At 68.3% G+C, this 24,525-nt stretch carries 19 protein-coding genes; 8 read left to right on the top strand and 11 right to left on the bottom strand.

Features of this window, described 5'->3' with window-relative positions; all coding sequences use genetic code 11:
- Window positions 1-16: 16 nt before the first annotated feature.
- A complete protein-coding gene (dut, locus tag AB0280_RS00165; RefSeq protein ID WP_224025712.1) occupies window positions 17-535 on the bottom strand; it encodes a dUTP diphosphatase in 519 nt (172 codons plus the stop codon).
- 116 nt (window positions 536-651) lie between these two features.
- On the opposite strand from dut, the gene AB0280_RS00160 reads away from it, so the two are divergent.
- From AB0280_RS00160 to AB0280_RS00150, 3 genes are all read left to right on the top strand, one after another.
- Entirely contained in the window at window positions 652-1,140 is a 489-nt protein-coding gene (locus tag AB0280_RS00160) for a DUF3093 domain-containing protein (RefSeq protein ID WP_159632178.1), read from the top strand.
- A gap of 129 nt (window positions 1,141-1,269) precedes the next feature.
- Window positions 1,270-2,601 (top strand): septation protein SepH, encoded by a 1,332-nt coding sequence (gene sepH / locus AB0280_RS00155; protein WP_366365981.1) that lies wholly within the window; start codon window positions 1,270-1,272, stop codon window positions 2,599-2,601.
- Between the two features lie 124 nt (window positions 2,602-2,725).
- Window positions 2,726-3,313, top strand: coding sequence for a dihydrofolate reductase family protein (locus AB0280_RS00150; protein ID WP_201302429.1), 588 nt, complete (start codon window positions 2,726-2,728; stop codon window positions 3,311-3,313).
- 13 nt (window positions 3,314-3,326) lie between these two features.
- Here the strand turns inward: AB0280_RS00150 and AB0280_RS00145 are convergent, their stop codons facing one another.
- From AB0280_RS00145 to AB0280_RS00125, 5 genes are all read right to left on the bottom strand, one after another.
- Entirely contained in the window at window positions 3,327-4,847 is a 1,521-nt protein-coding gene (locus tag AB0280_RS00145; RefSeq protein ID WP_366365980.1) for an HNH endonuclease signature motif containing protein, read from the bottom strand.
- A 112-nt stretch (window positions 4,848-4,959) separates the two neighbouring features.
- The gene (locus AB0280_RS00140) at window positions 4,960-5,700 is read right to left on the bottom strand and encodes a thymidine kinase (RefSeq protein ID WP_224025707.1); all 741 of its coding nucleotides are present in this window, start codon (window positions 5,698-5,700) and stop codon (window positions 4,960-4,962) included.
- Window positions 5,693-6,919, bottom strand: coding sequence for an alkaline phosphatase family protein (locus tag AB0280_RS00135; protein ID WP_366365979.1), 1,227 nt, complete (start codon window positions 6,917-6,919; stop codon window positions 5,693-5,695). Before AB0280_RS00135 ends, AB0280_RS00140 begins: the two co-directional genes overlap by 8 nt.
- A complete protein-coding gene (locus AB0280_RS00130) occupies window positions 6,919-7,662 on the bottom strand; it encodes a DUF5998 family protein (RefSeq protein ID WP_366365978.1) in 744 nt (247 codons plus the stop codon). The genes AB0280_RS00135 and AB0280_RS00130 overlap by 1 nt, the downstream gene beginning before the upstream one ends.
- Window positions 7,663-7,703: 41 nt before the next feature.
- Entirely contained in the window at window positions 7,704-10,388 is a 2,685-nt protein-coding gene (locus AB0280_RS00125) for a GNAT family N-acetyltransferase (protein ID WP_366365977.1), read from the bottom strand.
- A gap of 76 nt (window positions 10,389-10,464) precedes the next feature.
- Here AB0280_RS00125 and AB0280_RS00120 point away from each other — a divergent pair, with 76 nt between their 5' ends.
- Complete coding sequence (locus AB0280_RS00120; RefSeq protein ID WP_366365976.1) at window positions 10,465-12,987, top strand: DNA gyrase/topoisomerase IV subunit A; 2,523 nt, start codon at window positions 10,465-10,467, stop codon at window positions 12,985-12,987.
- A 36-nt stretch (window positions 12,988-13,023) separates the two neighbouring features.
- On the opposite strand, the gene AB0280_RS00115 is transcribed toward AB0280_RS00120, so the two are convergent.
- Window positions 13,024-13,302: an ATP-binding cassette domain-containing protein gene (locus AB0280_RS00115; RefSeq protein ID WP_366365975.1), complete on the bottom strand. Its 279-nt coding sequence runs from the start codon at window positions 13,300-13,302 to the stop codon at window positions 13,024-13,026.
- A 69-nt stretch (window positions 13,303-13,371) separates the two neighbouring features.
- Between AB0280_RS00115 and AB0280_RS00110 the strand changes: the two genes are divergently transcribed.
- Complete coding sequence (locus AB0280_RS00110) at window positions 13,372-13,890, top strand: DinB family protein (protein WP_366365974.1); 519 nt, start codon at window positions 13,372-13,374, stop codon at window positions 13,888-13,890.
- A 55-nt stretch (window positions 13,891-13,945) separates the two neighbouring features.
- Here AB0280_RS00110 and cydD read toward each other — a convergent pair whose 3' ends face one another.
- The 3 genes from cydD to AB0280_RS00095 are packed head-to-tail and all read right to left on the bottom strand — an operon-like array spanning window position 13,946 to window position 20,103.
- Window positions 13,946-17,410, bottom strand: a complete 3,465-nt coding sequence (gene cydD / locus AB0280_RS00105; RefSeq protein WP_366365973.1) for a thiol reductant ABC exporter subunit CydD — start codon at window positions 17,408-17,410, stop codon at window positions 13,946-13,948.
- 1 nt (window position 17,411) lies between these two features.
- Window positions 17,412-18,461, bottom strand: a complete 1,050-nt coding sequence (cydB, locus tag AB0280_RS00100) for a cytochrome d ubiquinol oxidase subunit II (RefSeq protein ID WP_366365972.1) — start codon at window positions 18,459-18,461, stop codon at window positions 17,412-17,414.
- Between the two features lie 37 nt (window positions 18,462-18,498).
- Window positions 18,499-20,103, bottom strand: coding sequence for a cytochrome ubiquinol oxidase subunit I (locus AB0280_RS00095; protein WP_366365971.1), 1,605 nt, complete (start codon window positions 20,101-20,103; stop codon window positions 18,499-18,501).
- 261 nt (window positions 20,104-20,364) lie between these two features.
- Between AB0280_RS00095 and AB0280_RS00090 the strand changes: the two genes are divergently transcribed.
- Both AB0280_RS00090 and AB0280_RS00085 read left to right on the top strand, forming a co-directional pair.
- Window positions 20,365-20,748 carry a BlaI/MecI/CopY family transcriptional regulator gene (locus AB0280_RS00090; protein ID WP_018769682.1) on the top strand — a complete coding sequence of 128 codons (384 nt, stop codon included), beginning with the start codon at window positions 20,365-20,367 and terminating at the stop codon, window positions 20,746-20,748.
- A gap of 6 nt (window positions 20,749-20,754) precedes the next feature.
- On the top strand, window positions 20,755-21,747 hold the full coding sequence (locus AB0280_RS00085; RefSeq protein WP_366365970.1) for a M56 family metallopeptidase: 993 nt from the start codon (window positions 20,755-20,757) through the stop codon (window positions 21,745-21,747).
- A 47-nt stretch (window positions 21,748-21,794) separates the two neighbouring features.
- Here AB0280_RS00085 and AB0280_RS00080 read toward each other — a convergent pair whose 3' ends face one another.
- Window positions 21,795-23,903: a DNA gyrase/topoisomerase IV subunit B gene (locus tag AB0280_RS00080; protein WP_159632192.1), complete on the bottom strand. Its 2,109-nt coding sequence runs from the start codon at window positions 23,901-23,903 to the stop codon at window positions 21,795-21,797.
- 256 nt (window positions 23,904-24,159) lie between these two features.
- Here AB0280_RS00080 and AB0280_RS00075 point away from each other — a divergent pair, with 256 nt between their 5' ends.
- A complete protein-coding gene (locus AB0280_RS00075; protein ID WP_013600696.1) occupies window positions 24,160-24,381 on the top strand; it encodes a DUF7455 domain-containing protein in 222 nt (73 codons plus the stop codon).
- Window positions 24,382-24,525 lie beyond the last annotated feature (144 nt).

The following is a 24,525-nucleotide window of genomic DNA, read 5'->3' as shown; positions in this document are numbered from 1 at the left end:
CGGGTGCGTCCTGGTGTCAGGCTCCGGGGACGTTGAAACCGCCGGTGGACCCAAAGCCGCCCGTGCCGCGCACGGAACCGCTCAACTCGCTGACAGGAATGAACTGGGCGTACTCCACCCGCTGGATGACCATTTGGGCAATTCTATCGCCGCGGCGCAGCTCAATCGGCTGGGATGAGTCGGTGTTCAGCAGGGTCACCGAGATCTCGCCCCGATAGCCCGCATCGACGGTGCCGGGCGCGTTGACGATCGTGAGGCCGTGCTTGGTGGCCAGGCCGGAGCGGGGGTGGATCAGCGCCACGAACCCTTCCGGAAGTGCGATGGCGACGCCGGTGGGGACCAGTTTGCGCTCCCCCGGCAGCAGGACCACGTCCTCGCGGGCACGGAGGTCTGCGCCGGCGTCGCCCGGATGTGCGTAGGACGGCGCTTCCAGCTCCGGATCCAGCATTTTCAACTGGACCTGCAGGGTGGGGGCAGCGGGGGCGGGTGATGCTGCGTCCGGGACAAGGTCTACCGTGGCGGGATGATCAGTCACAGTCACTCACTCTAACCCGCGCCCCCGAATCAGTCCTAAGGAGCCCGCGGCCACGGCGCCGGCCGGGAGGCTTGCCCCAAGGTGAAATAGCGGGCCAAAGGTGGAAAGCTTGGGCTATGCCCGAATCAAGCTCGCCCGCGTCCGTTCCCAGCACCCCCTCCACTGGCGGACCGGTTATTTACCGGGAGAAGCTGTGGCCCAACGCCTGGATCTGGGTTATCGCAGCCGGTGTCTCCGCGGCCGGCATCCTGGTCTTCGCCCCCATCAGCATGGCGGCGGGCTACACCGCGGCACTGGTGCTCCTGGCCATCATCACGGTCCTCCTGGTCCTTTCCACGCCTTCCATCACGGTGACGCCGGATGCGCTCACTGTTGGACGGGCCACCATCGAACGCCGCTTTGTGGGCGGTGTGCAGCAGTTCACGTCCGGCGAAGCGACGGCGGAGCGCGGCACCCGGCTGAACGGGCTGGCCTACCTTTGCATCCGCGGCTGGATCGATCCGGTGGTGAAGATCGAAATCACTGACCCGGCCGACCGGACCCCCTACTGGCTGGCCTCGACCCGCCACCCGGACCAACTGACGGCAGCCCTGGCCCGCCGCTGACACTCCCGTTACGCCCCGCCCGGGCCCTGATCCGGCGGAAAATCACGGCGCGCCCTGCCTCTTGAGCCAAATCCGCACCGCCGGGTGGCAGAGTTTCGGTTGATAGTAATGCCAGGGTGGAGGATTTGTATGCAGGATCTACGGCTTGTAGGCGTGCACGACGACGGGACGCATCTCCTGTTGAGCGGGGCCGGCGGCGAGATGTTCCAGCTGCCGATCGATGAGGCCCTCAGGACGGCCAGCCGGTCCACGGCGAAACCGAGGACGGAGCGGCCTGCCGTTCCCATGTCCCCCAGGGATATCCAGGCCCGGATCCGTGCGGGTGCAACCGCTGCCGACGTCGCGGAGTTGTCCGGGATGCCGCTGGCCAAGGTGGAGCGCTATGAGGGCCCGGTGCTGGCGGAGCGCGAGTACGTTGCGCAGCAGGCACGGAAGGTTGAAGTCGCGGCACCCTCCCCCGGCCACGACGTCTACCGGTCCGCGTTCGGCGACAACCCGGCCACGCTGGGCGACATGGTGGCCCACCGGCTTTCGGCCCACGGCATCGACCCAGGCACTGTGGAATGGGACTCGTGGCGGCGCCAGGACGGCACCTGGACTGTCTCGGCAAGCTTTGAGGCCAAACCCGGCGGGACCTCCGGAATCGGGGAAGAGCCGCCCGCGCTGTGGACCTTCAACCCCGGCCGCAAATCGCTGCAGAACACCAACCGCTGGGCACAGCAGCTGAGCGAACTCGAGCCTTTGGACGGCCCCGTTCCCGCGCGCCGCCTCACGGCGGTTTCCGACCGCCCCTTCGATTTTGAGACTGACGCGGACTCCTCCAAGGCATCCTCTGGGGGTCAGGGTCCTGCGCAGGAAGGCGCAAAGGAATCCGACGGCCTCCTGGACATGCTCCGGTCGCGGCGCGGCCAGCGGCTGGGTGTGGACGAAGATTCGGACGACGCCCTGGCGCTGCTCCTGGCCCATGGCGTCCCGGCTGCCCACCCGCGGCCTTCCGAGGTAGCCGCCGAGGCCGCTCCTGAGCCGGAATCGGAGGACCCCGAATCCCAGGACGGGCCGCAGGACGCACCGGCCGCCCAGGGGGATTCGTTCATCCGGCGCCGTGATGCAAGGCCGTCAATGTTGTCCCGGCTGAGCCTGCTCCCGCCGCACCGGGACGGCAACGATGACGCACTGCGGCTTCACGACGGCGTCAGTACCGACACCCGGGAAATCACCATTGCGGCGTCCCCGCAGAAGCCGTCCGGTTCCGCGCCTGCTGCCGGGTCCGGTAACTCCGGCGGCGCCGGGCTGGATGAGCTGCTGGGCAGCAATCCCCGCCGCCCGGCACCCAAGCAAAACGATGCATCCCCCTCTACCGGGCAGTTGCCCGAGACCGAGGCGCCGGAACGGCCTGCCCGGCCCAAGCGTTCCAGCGTCCCGTCCTGGGACGAGATCGTCTTCGGCACACGGAGCGACTAAAGGCTCTCTGCCGGCACCCTCAGGGGTAGTTCCTCCAACTGCTGCATGCTAGGCTCCCCGCACACCATCGGTCAGAAGCTGCACTTACCCCTGGAGGTTCGCTGTGCCGGACACCACCTGCCACATGTCAATGTCCCTGGACGGGTTCGTCGCCGGGCCTGACCAAAGCCGCGAGAACCCGCTGGGCAAGCGGGGGCTTGAACTCCACGGCTGGCACATCGGCGATCCCCGCGCCAACGAGGCCAACGGGATCGCGGCTGATTGGCTGATGCGCCCGCGGGGAGCCTACGTGATGGGCCGGAACATGTTTGGTCCCGTCCGCGGAGACTGGGACGAGGACTGGAGCGGATGGTGGGGCCCCGAGCCGCCCTACCATGCGCCGGTGTTCGTCCTTACCCATTACCCGCATGATCCGATCCAGATGGAGGGCGGGACAACCTTCCACTTTGTCACCGACGGCTTCGATGCGGCGTACGCGGCGGCGCTCGAGGCAGCCGGGGGCAAGGGAGTGGATATTGCCGGCGGAGCATCCACCGTCCGCCAGGCGCTGGCCGCCGGCGTGATCGACGAGCTCACCCTGGACATCGCTCCGGTTTTACTCGGTTCGGGTGAACGGATTTTTGACGGCATTGAATCATTTGGCTTCGAACCCGTCGAGGTACTCCACTCTCCCTTGGCCACGCACATCCGCTACCGCCGGACGGCCCAGTAGCAGTCAGCGCTGCTCAACCCGGCCGTGCGCCGCACATGGGCGCATCACACGGCAAGGTGCTGGAGGAGGGCATCTTCCAGAAGGCTCCGTTCTCAGGCTTGTTGCGGGCCTCGGGCAAGAACCCGGACGGCCATCCCGGAGGCCATTGGGCAGGTTCCCAGTCCTGGTGTTCGCTTTGGTAGTGGCGGCCGGTGGGTGAGGTCCAGCCGGGGGGTTCGTTCTTGGTGGCGGGGGTGGGTTTCCAGGCGGTGGTGTGGCGGAGTTTGTGGTGTTTCGGGCAGGGCTGTCCGAGGTTGCTGATTCCGGTGGGGCCGCCGTTGGCCCAGGCGAGGATGTGGTCGGCGTCGTTGTCCAGGGAGTTGTTGCTGCAGCCCGGGAACGGGCATTTGCCGTCCCGCAGCCGCAGCCACGCCCGCATGGCTTTGGTGACCCGGTAGCTTGTCCGGCCGATTTCCAACGGTGCCCCGTCCCGCGGGTCCACCAGCACCCGGTAGAACGAGCCCGCACCGCCAGCGACGAGTGCCCGGGCCATTGACGGTGGGATGGGACCGTACCCGTCCAGCACCGCCGGTTCATCGGTCAGGCCCATCAGCGAGAACACCGGGACCGTGACCAGCACCTGCGCCCGGATCCGTGGTTCCGCGCGATCCCCGGCGGCACCCTCACCCTCGGTGAAGCTGCCGCTGGAGCTGACATCGCCGCCGGTGTCACCGTCGTTCGTGGTGCCGCTGGTGAGGATCGCGTCGGTGAAGGTGTCGGCCCGGAGTTGGGGCATGCTGCGGGGCTCGTCCGGTCCCTGCATGCCCCGGGCGGCCGCGGTGAGCCGGTTCCACCCGGCGAGGGCCTGGTCCGCGGGCAGGTACGCGGACAGCCAGGCCATCCCGTCCTGGTCCGGCCGGAACTCCACCCGCCGCTCAGCCACGCCTTTGGCGTGGCGTTTTTCGATGGACCCGGCCTGGTGGCGTTCCCGCCAGGTACGGGCCTTGGCCTTGAACCGGTGCGCCGGCAACCCACCCACCGGGCACCCCCGCGCCCGGTCCGGGGCGTCCGGGTCCAGGAAATGCGCTTCCAACGCCGCAGCCCCCGCACCATCCAGACACGCTGTCTCATCGGCCATCACCACCGCGTGGCTCCAGGAGATCGCCCCGGCCTGCAACGCCTCCAACGTCCGCGGCAACGTCGCCGTGACCGCGTGCGAGGTGACCAAGAACGACGACGCCGCCCGCGGACCCAGAGCCAGCACACACCCGATCTCCGCCGCGACCGCCATCTCCTGCGCCCGCACCGGAACATCCGGCCCCGCAACAACATGGGCGGTGTCCGAGTACGTCACCGCCGCCCTGGCCTTCAACCCAGCGATCCCGGCCTCAACCTCCCGGGACCCCGCCAAAATCTCCAGGCAACCATCCGCCAAACCAGCCAACGGGTCAGCCACAGAAAAAGGCACCGCACCCGCCCCATCCACCTCAGCACTCAGCACCGCAAGGGCAGCCTTGATCTCCCCAAACGCCCTCGCCACCGCCGCCATCCCCATAAACCCATCATGGCAAAGGGGTACGACAGTATGAGTCGGAGCCGCAAGGAAGCGCTTCTGCTTCCCGGAATGGAGGTGCCGGTGCGGGAGTTCGGATGCGTGCGCGGAAGCGTCAGCCCTGCCGGCCTGTCCCCCGGCCCTCGCCGGGTCCACCGGAGCCGTGCCAAAGGCAGGCATCGACGTCGAACGGCAGCAACTGGTCCTGCTGTGCCATCAGGGATGCGCCGTGAGCAGTCACCCGCCTCATGAAGTGTCGCCGGCACAAGGTTTCGTACCCCACCACCGGAACATGCCCTGCCTCGGGGGCAGCGGCTTCCACCACCATGTCCACGTCGCCCACCACCACCTGCGCACCTTCGGTGACCATGACGCCGTCGACCGTCCTGGCATTGTGGGTGGCGCGGCGGCCGCACCAGCACAGCGCCTCCACCTGGAGCACCTGCACCCGGTCGGCGAGCTCGATCAGGCGCTGCGAGCCAGGGAACAGCCTGGTGCGGAAATCAGCGGTGATGCCGAACGCGAAGACGTCGACGTCGATCTCGTCCACCACTTTGGCCAGCTGCTCCACCTGTTCGGGCGTGTAGAACTGTGCTTCGTCGCAGATCAGGTAGTCCACACGCTGCCCCTGGGTGCGGCGGATCATGACTTCCTCCCAGAAGTCGGTGCTGTCCAGCACCTCCACGGCGTCCGTCTCCAGACCCAGGCGGCTGGAGATCCGGGACTCACCGGCGCGGTCGTTGCGGCTGAACCGGACACCGCCGCGGCCGCGGGCCCGGTGGTTGTAGTCCATCTGCAGGGCCAGGGTGGACTTTCCGCAGTCCATGGTTCCGGAGAAAAAGATGAGCTCAGCCACGCCGGCGGTTCCTTCCTTCGGCCGTGAAGCAGAGCAGCGGGACCTCCCGCTCAGCCTTGGTCAGCGAGCCGTGCTGGCCCACCACCTCCATGGCAGTCGGCCGCATGCGCCGGCCATCGTAAAGCGCGACGGCGTCCCGCGCCGCGATCATGACGTCACCGATCCTGCCTTCAACAGCGGGCCGGACATCCTTGCCGAAGAGTCCCCCGGCTACGGCTTCACCGCGTGTGAAGGCCCAGATCCGGTCGCCGAACCGCGCCTTCCAGGCCGCCAGCAGCCGCTCCGCGCCGCCGTCCGACAGATGCGTTTCTTCAAGGTACAGGTGGACCATCCGTGGTTCACCTGCCGTGTGCCGGACGCCCTCCACCAGGGCGGAGTCCGTGGAGAAATCGATCCGCTGCGGTTCGGCCACGTCCAGCATCCCGTGGTCTGCCGTGAGCAGGATGGTGGTGCCGGCGGGAAGGGTGGAGTTGAGCCGCTTGACCGTGGCATCGAGCTCTTCCAGCTGGTGTTCCCACTGCTCGGAGCGGCATCCGTAGCGGTGGCCGGCCTTGTCCAGGTCGTTGACGTAGAAATACATGAGGGACGGGCCTGGTGCTGCCATGGCTTCGGCCGCGGCGGCGGTCCGGGCATGGGCGGTTGTCCCCGGAATGAACCTGCCGCCCCGGAGTGCGGCCCGGGTCATGGGCGAGCCGTCGAACTGGGAGAGGCTGACCGTGCTGACGTCCACCTGTCCGGCGATCCGTTCGAACACGGTAGGGAACGGCTGCCAGGCCGACGGATCTACGCCCGGATCCCAGTTCCCCAGCAGGTTGACCACCTTGTCCTGGTCAGGGTCCAGGACGTCGTAGCCCACCATGCCGTGCTGGCCGGCAGGAAGCCCGGTCCCAAAGCTGGACAAGGCCGCTGCTGTGGTGGAAGGGAAGGCGGAGTCCAGCCACACCGGGACGTCGCCCTGCCCGGCCTGAAGCACAGAGCGCAGGAAGGGGGTGTGGGCGGATTTCTGCTTGAGGAGGTTCCGGCCCAGTCCGTCCGCGAGGACCACGCACACCCGTGAGGCAGCAGGGAATCCGAGGGTATTGGCAAAACCTTCCACCCCAAGGCTTGCGGCTGCACTGGTCAGCACTTCAGCGATGGAACGATGCCCGTAGGCGGGAGCAGGCGGAAGGTCGGGGGTGCGTCCGGAGGCTTGTACGGCGTGGTGGCGGTCTTCCGGCATCAGCGCTGCTGGTGCCCGCGGCTGAGCCGGTTGCCGAACACTCCGGAGCGCGGCCGCGGCGCCATGGATTGGGCGTGGGATACGGGGGCGGCGGAACCGGTGTTGACGGCGCGCAGGGCCCGGGCAAACAGTTTGGCGTCCTGCACGGCCTGCAGCCCGTCAGCTTCGGCGCTGATCCGGAGCACGATGTCCTCCTGCGCGATGGTTCCGGTGTAGCCGTGGTCCGCTTCGCACTGCGGATCGCCGCAGCTGGCCGGACCCATGTCCAGCCGCTGGCCGCCGGACCACGCGATGGACAGGGTCAGTTCCCGAACAGGGTCGGAAGGCTTGTAGTTCTGCGGCTGCGCGTACATGTAGCTGAGGACCACCGACCTGATCTGGGACACGGGAACGGACTCCGTGGAGATCTGGGCGACGATCTGCTCCCCCGCCTCATCCAGCTGCTGGTCGTCCACATGGGTGATGACCAGCATGTCCGCGGTGAGGACCAGGACAGTGATGTGGCGGCGCACTTCTGCCCGGTCGAAGTGCGTTTCCAGGTGCACCAGGTGCGCCACGCAGTCCCGGCCATCCAGTGCGTCATCGACAACATCGGACACCAGGCGCGGGTAGAACCCGGCCTTCTGCAGCGCGTCCTCCAGGCCCTGGCCCTGGACTCCGTGGTTGTGTGAGCTGTGCTGGCGGACTGCCTGGTTTTCGTTTCCGGGCGTTTCGGGCGCCGACGCGGGAGGCTGGAAGCTCATGCCCCCATTTTCACAGATCGGCCGGTCACTTGCTAACCGCCTCAGCCGAGCATGGCCCGGCGGGCGCTGTCGGTGCGCTGCGCGGCGTTTCCGATCCGCACGTCCGCGGCGAGGATGGTGGCCCCGGACGTGCCGCACAGGACAGGGTTGAATTCCACCAGCACGATCTCCGGATGGTTGTCCTTCATCCATGCCAGCCTGCCCGCGAGGTCCTCCAGCGCCTGCACGTCCACGGCCGGCAGGCCCTGGTAGCCGAAGAGCTTCCGGGACGCCCTGGGCGCCCGGATGAAGTCGTGGACGTCCGCCGCCGAAAGCGGCGGAACCCGGTGGGACCAGTCGTCCAGGAGGTTGACGGCGTCACCGGCGAGGCCGAACGAGATGACCGGTCCCAGCAGGGGGTCCTCGATGGCCCGGAACGTGCACGCCTGCCCCACGGGCGCCATGGCCTGGACTTCGAGGGCCGGATCTCCGTAGGCAGCGAGCGCACGCCGCATCTGCAGCACATTCAGGCGCAGCGATTCGGCGTCCTCGATGCCAATCCGCACGCCGCCGAGGTCCAGCCGGTGGCGGAGGGCAGGTTCGGTGGTCTTCAGCACCACCGGCCAGCCCAGTGAGTCGGCGGCGGCGACCGCCTCATCCGGAGTGGTGAACGGCGCCGAGGGCAGGACGGAAATACCGTAGTGCCCCAGCAGGGAGGCGGTTGCCGCCGGGTCCAGCTGCTTGAGCTGTTCGCCCGTGACATCCCGCAGCAGTTCATCGATCTCAGCCGCCGCCTGCCGCGGGTCGCAGCCGGCGGGCTCCACGAAGTGCCCCTGGTCGCGGGCGGCCCATTCCGCGTACCGGACCACCGCGGCGAGGGCGGCCACCGCGGCGCCGGGGTTTGAGAAGCAGGGGACGGTGCACCCCTCGGTTCCCAGCAGGCCCTCTACGTTGATGGCGGGGTCCAGGATTCCGGTGAAGGCTGCCACCACCGGTTTCCCTGCGCTTGCGGAGCATTCCGCGAGGACCTGGGCCACCGCGTCGACCGTCAGCCCGCGGGCAGGCAGGAGTGCGGCGACGGCGGCGTGGACGGCGTCCGAGGCAAGGGCGTCAAGGAGGGCTTTCCGGAGCAGGGGCAGGGCCACGGACTGGCCGGCGTCCAGGTCGAGCCCGGAAACCACCTGCGCCACTCCCAGCCCGTGCGCCGCAGCGCTGTCCGCCACCACGTTGCCCAGCGCCTGGGAGTTGCTGAAGATGGCGACGTCGGGCCCGGCCGGGAGCGGCCTTCCCGACACCACCTGTGCCACGTCCACCAGTTGTTCAACGGTCTCCACCCTGATCACGCCGGACTGGCGCAGCATGGCATCCAGCGCTCCCGCCGGCGCCTGCGTGGTGCGGACGGCATGGCCTGGTGGCAGGCGCAGCCCCATGGTGTCGGATTTGGCGACGATGACCGGCTTGGTGCGTGCCAGCCGGCGTGCGATGCGGGAGAACTTGCGCGGGTTGCCGATCGATTCGAGGTACAGGCCCACGGCGGAGGTGTCGGCGTCGTCCTCCCAGTACTGCATCATGTCGTTGCCGGAAACGTCCGCCCGGTTGCCCGCCGAGAGCAGGCTGGACAGCCCCAGCCGGCGCCGGCTGGAGGCGGCATACAGCGAGACGCCGATGGCCGCCGACTGGCTGAACAGGCCCAGGCTGCCGCGCAGCGGCATGGTGGGCGCCATGGAGGCGTTCAGTGAGACGTCGGGGTGGGTGTTGGCGATGCCCAGCGACGCCGGCCCGATCACCCGCATCCCGTTCGCCCTGGCCTGGCGTACCAGGGCGCGCTGCCGCTGGAGCCCGCGTTCGCCGTCGTCCGCGAAGCCTGCGGAGGCGATCACCACCCCCTTGACGCCCGCGGCCGCGCACTCTTCCACCACGCCGGCGACTTCCTCGTAGGGCACGGCGATGATGGCCAGCTGCACGGGCTGGGGAACTTCGGAGAGCTTGCCGTAGGACATCATGCCCGCCAGTTCCAGCGCCTCCGGGTTGATGGCGTACACCGGGCCGTGGAAACCGCCCTCGATGATGTGCTCCAGCAGCTGGTACCCCACGGTCCCCCACCGGCGGCTGGCCCCGATGACGGCAACGGACGACGGCGCCAGCAGCTCCCGGACGCTCCTCGCCTCCGCGCGGTGCTCGCGGGATTCCATCACGGCACGGGATTTTTCGGTGGGGTCGACGTTGAATTCCAGGCTGACGACGCCGTCGTCGAAGTGGCGCTTGACGTCGTAGCCGGCGTCGGAGAAGACCATCAGCATCTTGCGGTTCTCCGGCAGGACCTCGGCGGTGAACTTCCGGATCCCGTTTTCGTGCGCCGCGGCGGCCAGGTGCTCCAGCAGGATGGACCCGATGCCCCTCCCTTGGTGGGCGTCGGCGATGTTGAAGGCGACCTCCGCCTCGGTGGGATCGGTGAGCCGGTCATACCGGCCGATGCCGATGATTTCGCCGCCAATGGTGATGACGAACGCCACCCGGTCCTTGTAGTCCACCTCGGTGAACCGCTTGAGCTCCTTGGCGGACAGCCTGGCCTTGAACGCAAAGAAGCGCATGTAGATTGAATTCTGCGACTGCCCGGTATGGAAGGCCTGGACGGCGTCCGCGTCCGACGGGTGGATGGGCCGCAGATGCGCTGTCCCGCCGTCCCGCAGGACGACATCGGCTTCCCAATGTTCCGGATATTCGCCGTCCCCGGGCTGATCCACCATAGGCTTAGCCTAGCCAAAAACTATCGCAGCACACCCTATGGCTGCGCAGTAACCGCAGAAGGATTCACCAAACCCCATGGCCCGCCGGCAAAGTTCAAAACCCATCGTGGACGACAGCTACACGGAAAACATCGTCGATATCGACGTGACGTCCGAAATGCAGGGCTCCTTCCTGGAGTACGCGTACTCGGTGATCTACTCCCGGGCCCTGCCGGATGCGCGCGACGGGCTCAAGCCGGTACAGCGCCGCATCCTGTACATGATGAGCGATATGGGCCTGCGCCCTGACCGCGGCCACGTCAAGAGCGCCCGCGTGGTGGGCGAGGTCATGGGTAAGCTGCACCCGCACGGCGACGCCGCCATCTACGACGCCATGGTCCGCATGGCGCAGGACTTTTCGCTGCGCCTGCCGCTGATCGACGGGCACGGCAACTTCGGCTCGCTCGACGACGGCCCGGCAGCACCGCGGTACACCGAGGCCAGGCTGGCGGCGGCCGCCCTCACGCTCACCAACCACCTGGACGAAGACGTGGTGGACTTCGTCCCCAACTACGACAACCAGCTGACCCAGCCGGACGTCCTGCCCGCCGCCTTCCCCAACCTGCTGGTCAACGGCGCCACCGGCATCGCCGTCGGCATGGCCACGAACATGGCCCCGCACAACCTGGTGGAGGTCATCTCCGCCGCCCGGCACCTGATCGCCAACCCCGACGCCACCCTGGATGACCTCATGCGGTTTGTCCCGGGCCCGGACCTGCCCAGCGGCGGCCGGATCGTGGGCCTGGACGGCATCCGCGACGCGTACGCCACCGGCCGCGGATCCTTCAAGACCCGCGCCAAGGTGGAGGTCGAACAGCTCTCCGCACGCCGCACCGGCCTGGTGGTCACCGAACTGCCGTACATGGTGGGCCCGGAAAAGGTGATCGAGAAGATCAAGGATGCCGTCAACGCCAAGAAGCTGACCGGCATCAGCGACATCGTGGACCTGACGGACCGGAAGCACGGGCTGCGGCTGGTCATTGAGCTGAAGAACGGCTTCAACCCGAACGCGGTCCTGCAGCAGCTCTACCGCTACACGCCGATGGAGGACTCCTTCGGCATCAACAACGTGACGCTGGTGGACGGCCAGCCGCAGACACTGGGCCTGGTGGACCTGCTGTCCGTCTACGTCAACCACCGGATCAACGTGGTCCGCCGCCGGACCGTCTTCCGTCTGGGCAAGAAAAAGGACCGCCTGCACCTGGTGGAGGGCCTCCTGATCGCCATCGTGGACATCGACGAGGTCATCCAGATCATCCGGTCCTCGGACGAGGCCGCGGCGGCTCGTGAGCGGCTGATGTCCATCTACGACCTCACCGAGGTCCAGGCCAACTACATCCTCGAACTGCGCCTGCGGCAGCTCACCAAGTACTCCCGGATCGAGCTGGAGAAGGAGCAGGACGAGTTGCGCCGCGAGATCGCGGAACTGCAGGCCATCCTGGACTCCGAAGAACTGCTCCGCACCGTGGTCTCCGACGAACTGGGCGCGATTGCCGAGGAACACGGCACCCCGCGCCGGACGGTCCTCCTGGAGTCCGAGGCCGTGTCCCCCACCGTCGCCGCTGCCGAGCTCGCCGGGGCGAAGAAGGGCAAGGCTGCGCCGCTGTCCCTCGAGATCGCTGACGACCCCTGCTGGGCCATCCTCACCGCCTCCGGGCAGGTGGCACGCACCAGCACCCAGGAACCGCTGGCCGAGGCGGGCCCCCGGAGCAGGCACGACGTGTACACCTCGGTGGTCAAGACCTCGGCCCGCGGCGAAATCGCGGCGGTCACCTCGCAGGGCCGGATGCTCAGGCTGCAGGTCATGGACATGCCGGTCCTGCCGCCCGTGGCCGGCCTGCCGAACCTGGCCGGCGGCGTGCCGGCCAAGGAGTTCCTCACCCTGGTGAAGGGTGAAACCCTGGTGGCGTTCGTGCGGCTGGATGAAGTCCTGGCCATCGGCACCGCCCAGGGCGTGGTGAAGCGGGTCCAGCCGGACTACCCGCTGAACCGGGAAGACTGGGAAGTCATCACCCTGAAGGACAAGGACGTGGTGGTGGGAGTCGCTCCGGCCGGGGCCGATGACACCGAACTGGTGTTCCTCACCCGGGAAGCACAGCTGCTGAAGTTCCCCGCAGCCGTGGTCCGTCCCCAAGGCCGAACCGCCGGCGGCATGGCCGGGATCAAGCTCGCCGCGGGCGACCAGGTGATCTTCTTTGGTGCCGTACAGCCCCAGGACGAGGCCGCCGTCGTGGTCACCATCGCCGGGACCAACGGCGCCCTCCCAGGCACCGCCCCGGGCACGGCCAAGGTCACCGCATTCTCCGAATATCCGGCCAAGGGGCGTGCCACTGCAGGGGTCCGGTCGCACCGGTTCCTCAAGGGCGAGGACATGCTGCTCCTCGCGTGGGCGGGCCACGGGCCGGCCAAGGCGTCCTCCGCCGGCGGAGTGGCGCGGTCACTGCCGCAGGAACACGGCCGCCGTGACGGCTCGGGCGTCCCGCTCTCCCAGGCCGTGGACGTGGTGGGGCCGGCCATGGCATGGATGGACGGCGACGCAGCAGGGGACGCCGCGGAGTAGGGCCCGTCGCGGAGCAGGGCTGCGGCCACCGCCTGCTCAGCCGGCCCGGCTACGTCCCAGCGCCGGAATCCGGCGACGGCGAGCGCCACCAGCACCGCAATGGTGCCCGCGGCCACCAGCACACTGTCCCAGCATCCCCATCAGGAGCCGGATGGTGGTGGTCTTGCCTGCCCCGTTGGGGCCCAGGTATCCGAACACCTCGCCCGGTCCAATGGTGAGGGTCACGTCGTCGAGCGCTGTGTTCCGGCCGCACCGCTTCGTCAGGCCGGACAGCTGCACCATACTCTGCGCGCCCAGGCGCGCTTCCGGGCTCATGCGGCCACGCTGGCCGGGCCACTGCACCCGGCCCAGAGTCTTTTGGCCCGCACGGCTTAGACTGCTCCCATGCCTATCGTTCCTGATGAAAAGGACTGGACCTGGGTCCTGTCACGGCCCTGCCCGGAATGCAATTTCCATGCCTCCACGGCCACCCCTGCCACGGTTCCCGGAAGCATCGAAAACATGATTCCCCGGTGGCTGGCCGTCCTCCGCCGGCCGGACGCGGCGGAGCGCCCCGACGGGCAGACGTGGTCGGCGCTGGAGTACGCGTGCCACGTGCGGGACGTCTTCACCCTTTTCAACCAGCGCCTGAACCTGATGCTCGCCGAGGATGGCGCCCGCTTCGCGGACTGGGACCAGGACCGGACAGCCCTTGAGAAGGACTACGCCAACGCCGATCCATCCGAGGTGGGCCCGGAACTGGCGGCGGAAGGTCACGAGGCCGCCGAGTCCTTCGCTGGCGTCCCGGAAGAGGACTGGGGCCGCAAGGGCCTGCGCAGCAACGGCTCGGAGTTCACCGTCCTGACGCTTTCCCAGTATTTCCTGCACGACGTGGTCCACCACCTGCACGACGTCGACGGCTGACGTCCGGGGTCCGCCAGGACCCGAAGCCGGCGCGGCGAAGCGCATCCGGCAACGCTCAGCGCGAGGGCGCCAGGGATCCCCGGGGCTGTCCGGCGGAGGCTGCAAGCTCCAGCCGGGCGTCGCCGGCGTGGATGTCAGCCGGGTTGTGCGTTACCAGCACCACGGTGCGGTCCCGCAGTCCGGCGCGCAGGTCGGACAGCATGGCAGCCGCGGATCCGGCATCGAGGTGCGCTGTGGGTTCATCCAGCAGGATCACTTCCGCGCCTGTCAGCAGGGTCCGCGCTACCGCCAGGCGCTGGCGCTCGCCGCCGCTCAGGAAGGCACCGCCGGGTCCGATCCGGGTGTCCAGCCCCGCCGGCAGCCGGCCCACCAGCGCGGACAGCCCGACGGCGGCCAGGACGGCCTCCAGGTCGTGGTCCGCTGCCGGGGTCGCGCCGTTGGTGGCGGGCCGTCCCAGCAGCAGGTTTCCCCGGATGGTGGAATCGAACAGGTGGGCCTCCTGGGGGCACCAGGCAGCCCGGCCGGTGACCATGACCTGGCCGGATGCCGGTGGCAGGAAGCCCAGCAGCACCGAGAGCAGCGTGGATTTGCCGGAACCGGACGGTCCGGTGACCGCCAGCCAACGTCCCGGGACTGCCACGGCATCCACGCCGGAGAAGACCGGAGAGCCGCCCGGCCATGCGGCGGCCAGACCCACCAGTTCAACGCCTGGTGCATTCCCGGCCCTGGGGGGAACAGACTGCAGGCCCTCGGGGGTTTCCCCGCCGTCAGGGATCCCGCCCCCGTCAAGGGCCCCGGACTCCCCCACCCGGCGCAGGACGGAACGCTGCGCGGGGTACTGGCGCACCGCCGTCGTCATCGCCGCGTAGGGTTCCACCAGCGCGAGCAGCAGCAGGACCACCACGGCCGCCGTCGCCGGGGCCACCTGGGCCGAGATGACGCCTGGGGCGGCCAGCCACGCGGCCCCCAGGGCTGCCGTGCCGCAGGCCGCGGTGGCGACGCCATGTCCCAGCCCGTCGGCCCAGGCAGAGCGCTGCGATGCGCGCGTGGCCTGGCGGTCCTCCGCCAGCAGGGCGTCAAGCACGCGGGGCGCCACGCCGTTGGCGTGCAGTTCGGCCCGGGCATCGAGGGCGGCGGTGACGCGGCGCAGGACGCCGGACCGCAGGGATTGCTCGGCGGCGGCGGATTTGCGGTCGCCCCACAGGGCGGCGGCAGGTGCCAGCAGCAGCCCGGCAATTGCAGCTCCCACCACGGCGGGAAGGGCGTCCGGCACCAGGATGCCTGTGGCTGCCACGGCCAGGATGGACACCGCGAGCGCCGTGACGGGCGGCAGGACCACGCGCGGCAGGAGGTCCCGGACGGTGTCGACGTCGTCGATCACCGTTCCCAGCACGTTGCCGCCCTGAAGGAGCCGGCGCAGCGACAGGGCCCTGCGGCTCAGCGACTCCCAGAGGCGGCCGCGGAGGCGCGTGAGTGCGGCGAACACGGCATCGTGCAGCAGCAGCCGTTCCCAGTAGCGGAACACAGCCCGGCCAATGCCGAAGAACCGGACGCCGACGATGGCGGTCAGGAGGTACAGGATGGGTGGTTGTTCGCTGGCCCGGATGATGAGCCAGCCGGACAGGCCGGAAAGCGCGACGGCGAAGACGGCTGCGAGGGTGCCGACGAAGGCCGCGGCCGCGAACTTGCCCCGGACCGGTGCCAGGAGGGCGGCCAGGAGGCGGGCGGCGCCGGGGGCAGCCTGTGCGGGGGCGCCCGCGGCCGGGTTTCGTGTGGCGGGGAGGTCCGTGGAAGCGACGTCCGGTGCCCCCTCGTCTGCCGCGCGGCCTCCTGCCGGGCCGGCAGGAAGGGTGGCCGGCATGGTGGCGGGCAGCAACGCGGCAGCAGCACCCTCCTGGTGGGCTACGGCGTCGGCCCCCGGCGCCGGCGCCACCGGCACCAGCAGGTCCGCCAGCTGCCGGGTGCGCTGGTTGTGGGCCACCAGGATCACGGTGACCTGGCCACGGAGCCGGCGGATGGCGTCCTCGACGATCACGGCGGACGCGTCATCGAGGTGTGCGGTGGGTTCGTCGAGCAGCAGGAGGGTGGCGCCGGCCTCGATCCGGGCCAGGCCGCGGGCCAGTGCGACCCGGCGCAGCTCGCCCGGGCTCAGTTCCGCCTGGTGCTTTGCTGCCAGGTGCCCGGCGCCGGCGCGTTCCAGGCAGCGCCGCGCAGCCTCCTCGGCGGTGAACCTGTCCGGGCCGTGCCCGGGGTCCGGTGAGAGGTAGAGCAGCACCTCGTCCAGGACGGTTCCGGCCACCATGACGGGGTGCTGCGGCACCCAGGCCACCGCGCGGCGGTCCAGTCCGCTGATGGACCCGGTAATACTGGTCCCGCCGCCGTCGCCGACCGTTCCGGCGAGAACGCCCAGGACGGTGCTCTTGCCGGCGCCGCTGGGGCCGTCCAGGGCGGTAATCCTGTCCTGCGGTGCGGTGAACGTGAGGGGCCCGACGGCGGCTCCGGACCGGCCTGCATACGTCACGGTGAGTCCGGTGACCTCCAAGGGAGCGCCGGGCCTGCCGGCTTTCGCAGCGGGCAGGGGTGCAGCCTCGGGAGCCCCGGTCACGGATGCTGTTGCCGCGAGCGCCACCCTGCCGTCGTCGCTGGCGTGGTGGGCAGTGCCAAGTTCGCGCAGCGGAAGGTAGCAGTCCGGCGCCAGGATGAGCGCCAGCAGGCCGGCCTCCAGCGGCATGTCACCATGGACCAGCCGGACGCCAATGAAGACGGCCACCACTGCCACCGAAATGGTGGCGATAAGTTCCAGGGCCAGCGCGGACAGGAACGCGGTGCGCAAAGTGCCCATGGTGCGCGAGCGGTATTCCTCCGAAATCTCTTCAAGGGCCTTGCGTTGGGCGGTGGCACGTCCCAGCCCCACCAGGACCGGCAGGCCCTTGGCGAGCTCCAGCATGTGCGCGGAGAGCCGTGCCAGCGACGCCTGGGCCTGCCGGACGCTGTCCTCGGTGTAGCGGCCGATCAGCACCATGAACACCGGGATCAGCGGCACCGTCAGCACGATGACCAGCGCACTCACCCAGTCCGCGAAGAGGATCCGGGCCCCCAGCAGCAGCGGAACGGCCGCGCAGTTGACCAGTGCGGGAAGGAACTGGGTGTAGTAGCTGTCCAGGGCGTCCAGGCCGCGGGTGGCGAGGACCGCCAGGCCGCCGTCGCCGGGGCCGGATCCGCGCACACCGGTGCGCAGGGCGCGCTCCAGCAGCTCAGCGCGAAGCTCCTCCTTCACGCCCAGTGCCGCGCGGCGTGCAGCGACGGCCTGGCCCCACACAGTCAGGGAGCGGAGGACGACGCCGGCAAGTCCGGCGGTCAGCTGGCTCCCCCACGCCGGGTTCCCGGCAACCAGTCCCGCCAGGACGGAGGCCACTGCCTGCCCGATCAGGACCAGGGACAGGGCCTTGAGCGCGGCCAGGAGTCCCAGCCAGTAGATCGCTGAGCGGGTGGACGGACCGGCGGGGAAAGTTGGGCGCACGTCAGCCCTTGGTGGTGAAGGCCCTGGCGGCGACCGCCGGGAGGAAGCTGTGGGCTTCCGGGATGTGCGCGGCGCTCACCCGGCGGCGGAACACCCAGTAGGTCCATGCCTGGTACGCAATCACCAGGGGAAGGCCGAATGCCGCCACAATGCTCATCAGGCCCAGGGTGTAGTCCGAGGAGGATGCGTTGGAGATGGTGAGGTCGAAGGCGCTGTCCAGCGTGGAGGGCAGCACCACGGGGAACACGGCACCGAAGATGGCGGTAGTGCCCAGCACCAGGAAGGCTCCCAGTGCCAGGAAGGCCCTGCCTTCAGAACCCCTCCGTGCCAGCAGCCAGGCAGTGACGGCGGCGGCAACGGCCAGGATGACGGCGGCCCAGGTCCAGGGCTTCCCGTCCATGAACTGGATGGCGAGTGCCCATGCCGCGATGGGCAGGAGCAGGACCGGCAGGAGCCGCACGAACCACTGGCGGGCCCGGTGCCGGACGTCCCCGTCGGTCTTGAGGGCCAGGAAGGCCAGGGCGTGCAGGAGCGAGAACCCCACCACCGCCACGCCGCCAAGGAGGGCGTAGCCGCTGAACCAGGCCAGGGGGCCGCCCTCGCGGTCGCCGTTGGCGTTCAGCGGCAGGCCGGTGGTGGTGAGGGCCAGGGCAGCCCCCACGCCGAAGGCTGCGAAGAAGGAACCCAGCGCGATGGCCCAGTCCCACCGGTTCCGCCAGCTGTCGGTGTCCACCTTGCCGCGGTATTCAAACGCCACGGCACGGAAGATCAGGGCCAGCAGGACCACCAGCAGCGGCAGGTAGAGCGCGGAGAACAAGGACGCGTACCAGAGCGGGAAGGCGGCGAAGGTGGCACCGCCTGCAGTCAGCAGCCACACCTCGTTGCCGTCCCAGACGGGCCCGATGGTGTTCAGGAGCACGCGGCGTTCGGTGTTGTTGCGGGCGAAGAGCTTCATCAGCATCCCGACGCCCAGGTCGAAGCCTTCGAGGAAGAGGTAGCCGGTCCACAGCACCGCGATGGCGATGAACCAGATGGTGGGCAGCAGTTCCATTGTGTTTCCTCTGCTCGGTCTTTGGAGCCGGATGCGGTTAGTAGGCGAAGGCCAGGACGTCGTCGGCGGGCTTGGTGTCCCCGTTGCCGCCTGGGCCGGGCGTCTGGTCCTCGTTTTCGTCCGCGGGTGCATGGGCGAGTTCCGGCATCGCGGAGACCACGCCGCCGCGGATGTACTTGACCAGCAGTTTCACTTCCACCACCAGCAGGACGGCGTACACGGCGGTCAGGGCCACCAGGGAGGCGATCAGTTCCCCTGCGGAGACACCCGGTGACACGGCGGCTGCGGTGAACATGAACACCTGGTCAATGCCGCTGGGATCCGGGTTGGGCGCAACCACGAACGGCTGGCGGCCCATCTCGGTGAAGATCCAGCCGGCGGCGTTGGCGCCGAAGGGTGCCAGGATGCCGAACACGGCCAGCCGCATGAGCCACCGTGCTTCGGGCACCGTCCCCTTGCGGGTGAGCCAGAGTGCCACCAGTGCCGCCAGGGCGGCGAGTCCGCCGAAGCCGATCATCATCCGGAAGCCCCAGTAAGTGACTTCCATGACGGGGACGTACTGGATTTCCTGGCCGGCGCGTTCGCCGTAGATGGGATTGTCCGGCAGGTGGGTTCCGTAGTTGGCCTTGTACTCGGGCAGCAGGCTGTTGACGCCCTGGACCTCGGTGGTGAAGTCGCCCTTGGCCAGGAAGGACAGGATGCCGGGGACTTCGATCACGGCCACCACGTCGTCGCAGTTCTTGGATCCCACGTTGCCGATGCTCAGGACGGAGAACCCGGTGCCGTCGTGGCAGGCGGCCTCCGCGGCGGCCATCTTCATGGGCTGCTGCTGGAACATGAGCTTGCCCTGCAGGTCACCGGTGACCGCGGTGCCGGCGAAGGAGATCATGGCCACCACGGCGCCGATGCGCAGGGACCGGATCCACACGCTGTGGTCGGTGCGGTCGCGGCCGGGGATGCGGGCGTCTTCACCGGGGATGACGCGGCCGTCGGCGGCCACGGTGTCAATGCCGTCGTGCCGCCTGCGCCACAGGTGGTACCAGGCAATGCCCAGGAGGAATCCGCCTGCCACGGCGAGAGCACCGAACAGGGTGTGCGGGACGGCGACGAGGGCGGTGTTGTTGGTGAATACTGCCCAGGCGTCGGTCATGACGGGCCGGCCGTTGATCATTTCCACGCCCACCGGGTGCTGCATCCAGCTGTTGGCCACGATGATGAAGTAGGCGGAAAGTGCTGATCCTATGACGGCCACCCAGAGGCAGGCCAGGTGGATGGCGGGCTTGAGCTGCTTCCAGCCGAAGATCCAGAGGCCCAGGAAGGTGGACTCGACAAAGAAGGCGAGGAGGGCCTCGAGGGCCAGCGGTGCGCCGAAGACGTCACCGACGAAGCGGCTGTACTCGCTCCAGGCCATGCCGAACTGGAACTCCTGCACGATGCCCGTGGCAACGCCCATGATGAAGTTGATGAGGAACAGCTTTCCCCAGAACTTGGTCATGCGCAGGTACTCGGGCTTGCCGGTGCGGTACCAGGCCGTCTGGATCACGGCGACCACCAGGCCCAGGCCAATGGTCAGCGGCACCATCATGAAGTGGTAGACCGTGGTGATACCGAATTGCCAGCGTGCGATTTCCAAGGCGTCCATGGCAGTCCCTACTGTTAGCCAATGCTGTTTTCTACGCTTCGTAGAACTGTAACTTCTACAAAGTGTAGAACAAGGTCGACGGCGGGCGAAAACCGATCACCCTCCCTAAGGATCGCCCACCGGGACGCGGCGCGCCAGATGTTCTACCCGATGTAGAAGGTTCGGCGGTTTCGGGGTAAATTTAGTTGTGTAGTTGAACAACCGCGTGTCGTCACCGGGCGCCTCACGGCGCACGGTGCGGGGAAATAAAGGAAAAGTGAAATGGCTAGTCTTGGTGAACTGGAACGGGCAGTGATGGACCTGCTCTGGGCGGGCCAGGAAGCGGCTACGGCCAATACCCTGAGGGACCAGCTGGCGCGCACGTCGGCTGCACAGGGCGGTCCGGGCCACGAAGGCAAGGAACTGGCCGTCACGACGGTGCTTACCGTACTTTCCCGCCTGGAGAAGAAAGGGCTGGTTGAGCGCGAACGCGGAACCCGCCCGCACCGGTACCAGGCAGTGTCCAGCCGTGCTGACCACACCGCCGAGCTAATGCATGAGGTCCTTGGGTCAGCCCCGGACCGCGAGGCCGTCCTGGCCCGCTTCATCGGGTCTGTCTCCGAAGGTGAAGCCGAGACGCTGCGCAAACTGCTGGGTCACCTCTAACACACCATGTTCTGGGCCTCATACCTGCTGGCGGTCCTTGCGATAATCCTGGCCTGGCCGGTGCCAATTTTCCTGTCACGGGCCCAGTGGCCGGCCAGGTCGCCCTTCACGGCCATGCTGCTGTGGCAGGCAATCGCGCTCGCAGGTGGGCTTTCCATGATCGGCGCCATGCTGGTCTACGGCCTGGAACCTGTTGGTGACAACCTCATCGCGGGGCTGCGCGCCCTTGCCGGCATGGTGCTTTTCAATGCCCCCACCACGGCACTGGGGTTCTGGCACATCTTTGCCCTGTCCGCTGCCGCACTGCTCACGGCCCACCTGGTCTTCACGCTGCTGCTGACGTATTACAAAATCCAGCGGCAGCGGCGCCGGCACCGGGAACTGCTCGCCCTCCTGGCCTCGCCCTCGGCCCAGGGCGCGGGAACGCTCGTCATCAACCACGATTCCCCTGTGGCCTACTGCCTTCCGGGCGGCGCACGCTCGGTGACCGTCCTGTCGGACGGCCTGATGGCGGCACTTGAACCGGCCGAACTGCGTGCCGTCCTGATCCACGAAAACGCCCACCTGAGCCAGCGGCACCACCTGCTGCTCTGGGCCTTCGCGGCCTGGCGGCAGGCGCTTCCGTGGCTGCCCACCACCCGGCTGGCGCAGGAGTCGGTGAATTCGCTGATCGAAATGCTGGCCGACGACGTCGCGCTCCGGACCGAGAGCAAAGCGACCCTGATCAAGGCCATCGCCATTGTGGCCAGCGGCTCTGCAGGCAATGCGGGCACCACGGACATCCGGCCGTCCTCCCCCACGCTGGCCCTGTCCGGGCTTGAGGCAGCATCGGGCGGCCCGGGCTCGGACGCCGTCCGGACCGCAGCCTCCAGGGTCAGCCGCCTCCTGACGCCGCAGCCCCAGCTTCCGGCGGCCGTCCGCAGTGCGGTCATGGCCGGCTGCGCGCTGCTCCTGGCGCTGCCCACCGCACTGCTTGTGGTCCCCGGGCTGCTCGGCTGAAGCCGGCCGCACACACCTGCCCGGCCACAGACTGACGCCGCCGGCGGTCAGGCGTCGATGCGCTCCCGGTCCAGGCTGGATGCGCCGGCAATGATGAAGTCCTTGCGCGGGGAAACGTCCGAGCCCATCAGCAGGTCGAAGATCTCTTCGGCCTGCTGGGCGTTTTCGATTCCCACCTTGCGCAGGGTGCGGTGCCGCGGATCCATGGTGGTCTCGGCCAGCTGCTCGGCGTCCATCTCCCCCAGGCCCTTGTAGCGCTGGATCGGTTCCTTGTACCGCTTGCCTTCCTTGGCCAGGCGGGCCAGGAGCACGTGGAGCTCGGCCTCGGAGTAGGTGTAGATCATCTCGTTGGCCTTCTGCCCGGCGTTGATGACTTCCACCCGGTGCAGCGGAGGGACCGCGGCGAACACCCTGCCTTCGAGGATCATGGGCCGCATGTACCGGAAGAAGAGGGTCAGCAGCAGCGTCCGGATGTGGGCACCGTCCACGTCGGCGTCGGTCATGAGGATGACCTTGCCGTAGCGCGCTGCGCTGATGTCGAAGCTGCGGCCGGAGCCTGCCCCGACCACCTGGATCAGGGCCGCGCACTCGGCGTTGGAGAGCATGTCCCCCACCGAGGCCTTTTGGACGTTGAGGATCTTGCCGCGGATGGGCAGCAGGGCCTGGAAGTCGGAAGAGCGCGCCAGCTTGGCCGTGCCCAGCGCGGAGTCGCCTTCCACGATGAAGAGTTCGGAACGTTCGACGTCGTCCGTCCGGCAGTCAGCGAGCTTGGTGGGCATCGAGGAGGTTTCCAGCGCGTTCTTGCGCCGTTGGGTCTCCTTGTGCACGCGGGCCGAGATGCGGGACTTCATCTCGTTGACGATCTTTTCCAGCAGCAGTGCCGACTGGGCTTTGTCGTTCCGGTTGCTGGAGGACAGTTTGGCGGAGATTTCGCGCTCCACCACCTTGGCCACGATGGCGCGTACGGCGCTGGTGCCCAGGATCTCCTTGGTCTGGCCCTCGAACTGGGGTTCGGCGAGCCGGACGGTCAGCACGGCGGTCAGGCCGGCGAAGATGTCGTCTTTTTCGATCTTGTCGTTGCCGGCCTTGAGCTTGCGGGCATTGGCCTCCACGGCTTTGCGGAAGGTCTTGATCAGGGCCTGTTCGAACCCTGACTGGTGCGTTCCGCCCTTCGGGGTGGCGATGATGTTAACGAAGCTCCGCACGGTGCTGTCGTAGCCGATCCCCCAGCGGAGCGCCACGTCCACCTCGCAGTCGCGCTCCACCTCGGCCAGCTGGCTGTGGCCGCGTTCGTCAAGGACCGGGACCGTTTCCTTGAACTTTCCTGCGCCGTGCAGCCGCCAGACGTCGGTGACGGCCGGGTCCGCGGCGAGGAACTCGACGAATTCGGAAATGCCGCCGTCGTGGTGGAAGACCTCTTCGTGGGGGCCGGCCTCGCCCGGGGTTCCGGGGACCTTGCGCTCGTCCCGCACGGTGAGCTTGAGGCCGGGCACCAGGAAGGAGGTCTGGCGGGCACGGGCAACGAGGTCCTCGTAGGAGAACTTGGCGTCTGGGGTGAAGATCTGCCGGTCCGCCCAGTAGCGGATCCTGGTCCCGGTGACGCCGCGCTTGGCCTTCCCCACCACGTCCAGGACGGAGTCGTTGACGAACGGCGTGAACGGTGCTGCCGGGTCGAGGCGGGAACCGGTGTCCTTGAAGCGGCCGGGTTCGCCGCGGCGAAAGGACATGCGGTACGTCTTGCCACCCCGGTCCACCTCGACGTCCAGCCGCGAGGACAGGGCGTTGACCACTGAGGCGCCCACGCCGTGCAGGCCGCCGGACGCGGTGTAGGAGCCGCCGCCGAACTTGCCGCCGGCGTGGAGCTTGGTGAACACCACTTCGACGCCGGTGAGGCCCGTCTTGGGCTCCTTGTCGATGGGGATGCCGCGGCCGTCGTCGTGGATTTCCACGGAGTTGTCCGCGTGGAGGATGATGCGGATGTCGTGGCCGAATCCGGCCAGGGCCTCGTCCACGGAGTTGTCGATGATTTCCCAGAGGCAGTGCATGAGGCCGCGCGAGTCGGTCGAACCGATGTACATGCCCGGGCGCTTGCGGACGGCTTCAAGGCCTTCCAGGACGGAGAGGTGCCGGGCGGTGTACTCAGAGCTGGGTGCCACTGGTGATGAACTCCTTCAGGGACGTCGACGCGGCGCTGGGACCGCACCTTCCAGAATAGTCGGCGGCAGCGGCCACAGCCGTCTGCCACACCCGCGGGCGGGTGTGCGGCACGCCACGGGCCTTGGTGACGGGCGGAACTGGGCAGTTCTTGACGGAACCTTGCGGATACGCGCACAGCGAACTTGCCCCATCCTTGCGATGGTTTGGATACGAATGCTGGTTATATAGATGTACTGATCTACTAAGGAGGCCGATATGACAACAGCAGTGGCAGACCGCACGCTGAATGCACTGGACCGGTGCGACCGTTGCGGAGCTCAGGCATATGTCCGGGTTGTACTCGAGTCCTCCGGCGGTGAGCTGTTGTTCTGCGGCCACCACGCCCGTGCAGTCGAGGCGACGCTCAAGCCGTTGAGCTCCGACTGGCACGACGAGACGGGAAAGCTTCACGAGAAAGCTGCCGTTGAAATCGACTAGATGAGGCATCGGTAACAACGAACCCTGCGGGACTCTTCCACACGGAAGGGTCCCGCAGGCGTTTAAGGACGCAGAGCTGGACTGGGCCGGCCCATAGCGCAACAGGACCGCGTGCCAGCCCGGAGACGACAGAACCTAAAACTA

This window comes from Pseudarthrobacter sp. 902506025 (assembly GCF_040702325.1).
Taxonomy (GTDB): domain Bacteria; phylum Actinomycetota; class Actinomycetes; order Actinomycetales; family Micrococcaceae; genus Arthrobacter.
The sequence above is the reverse complement of the archived record's forward strand: the minus strand, read 5'-3'. Positions and strand labels throughout refer to the sequence as shown.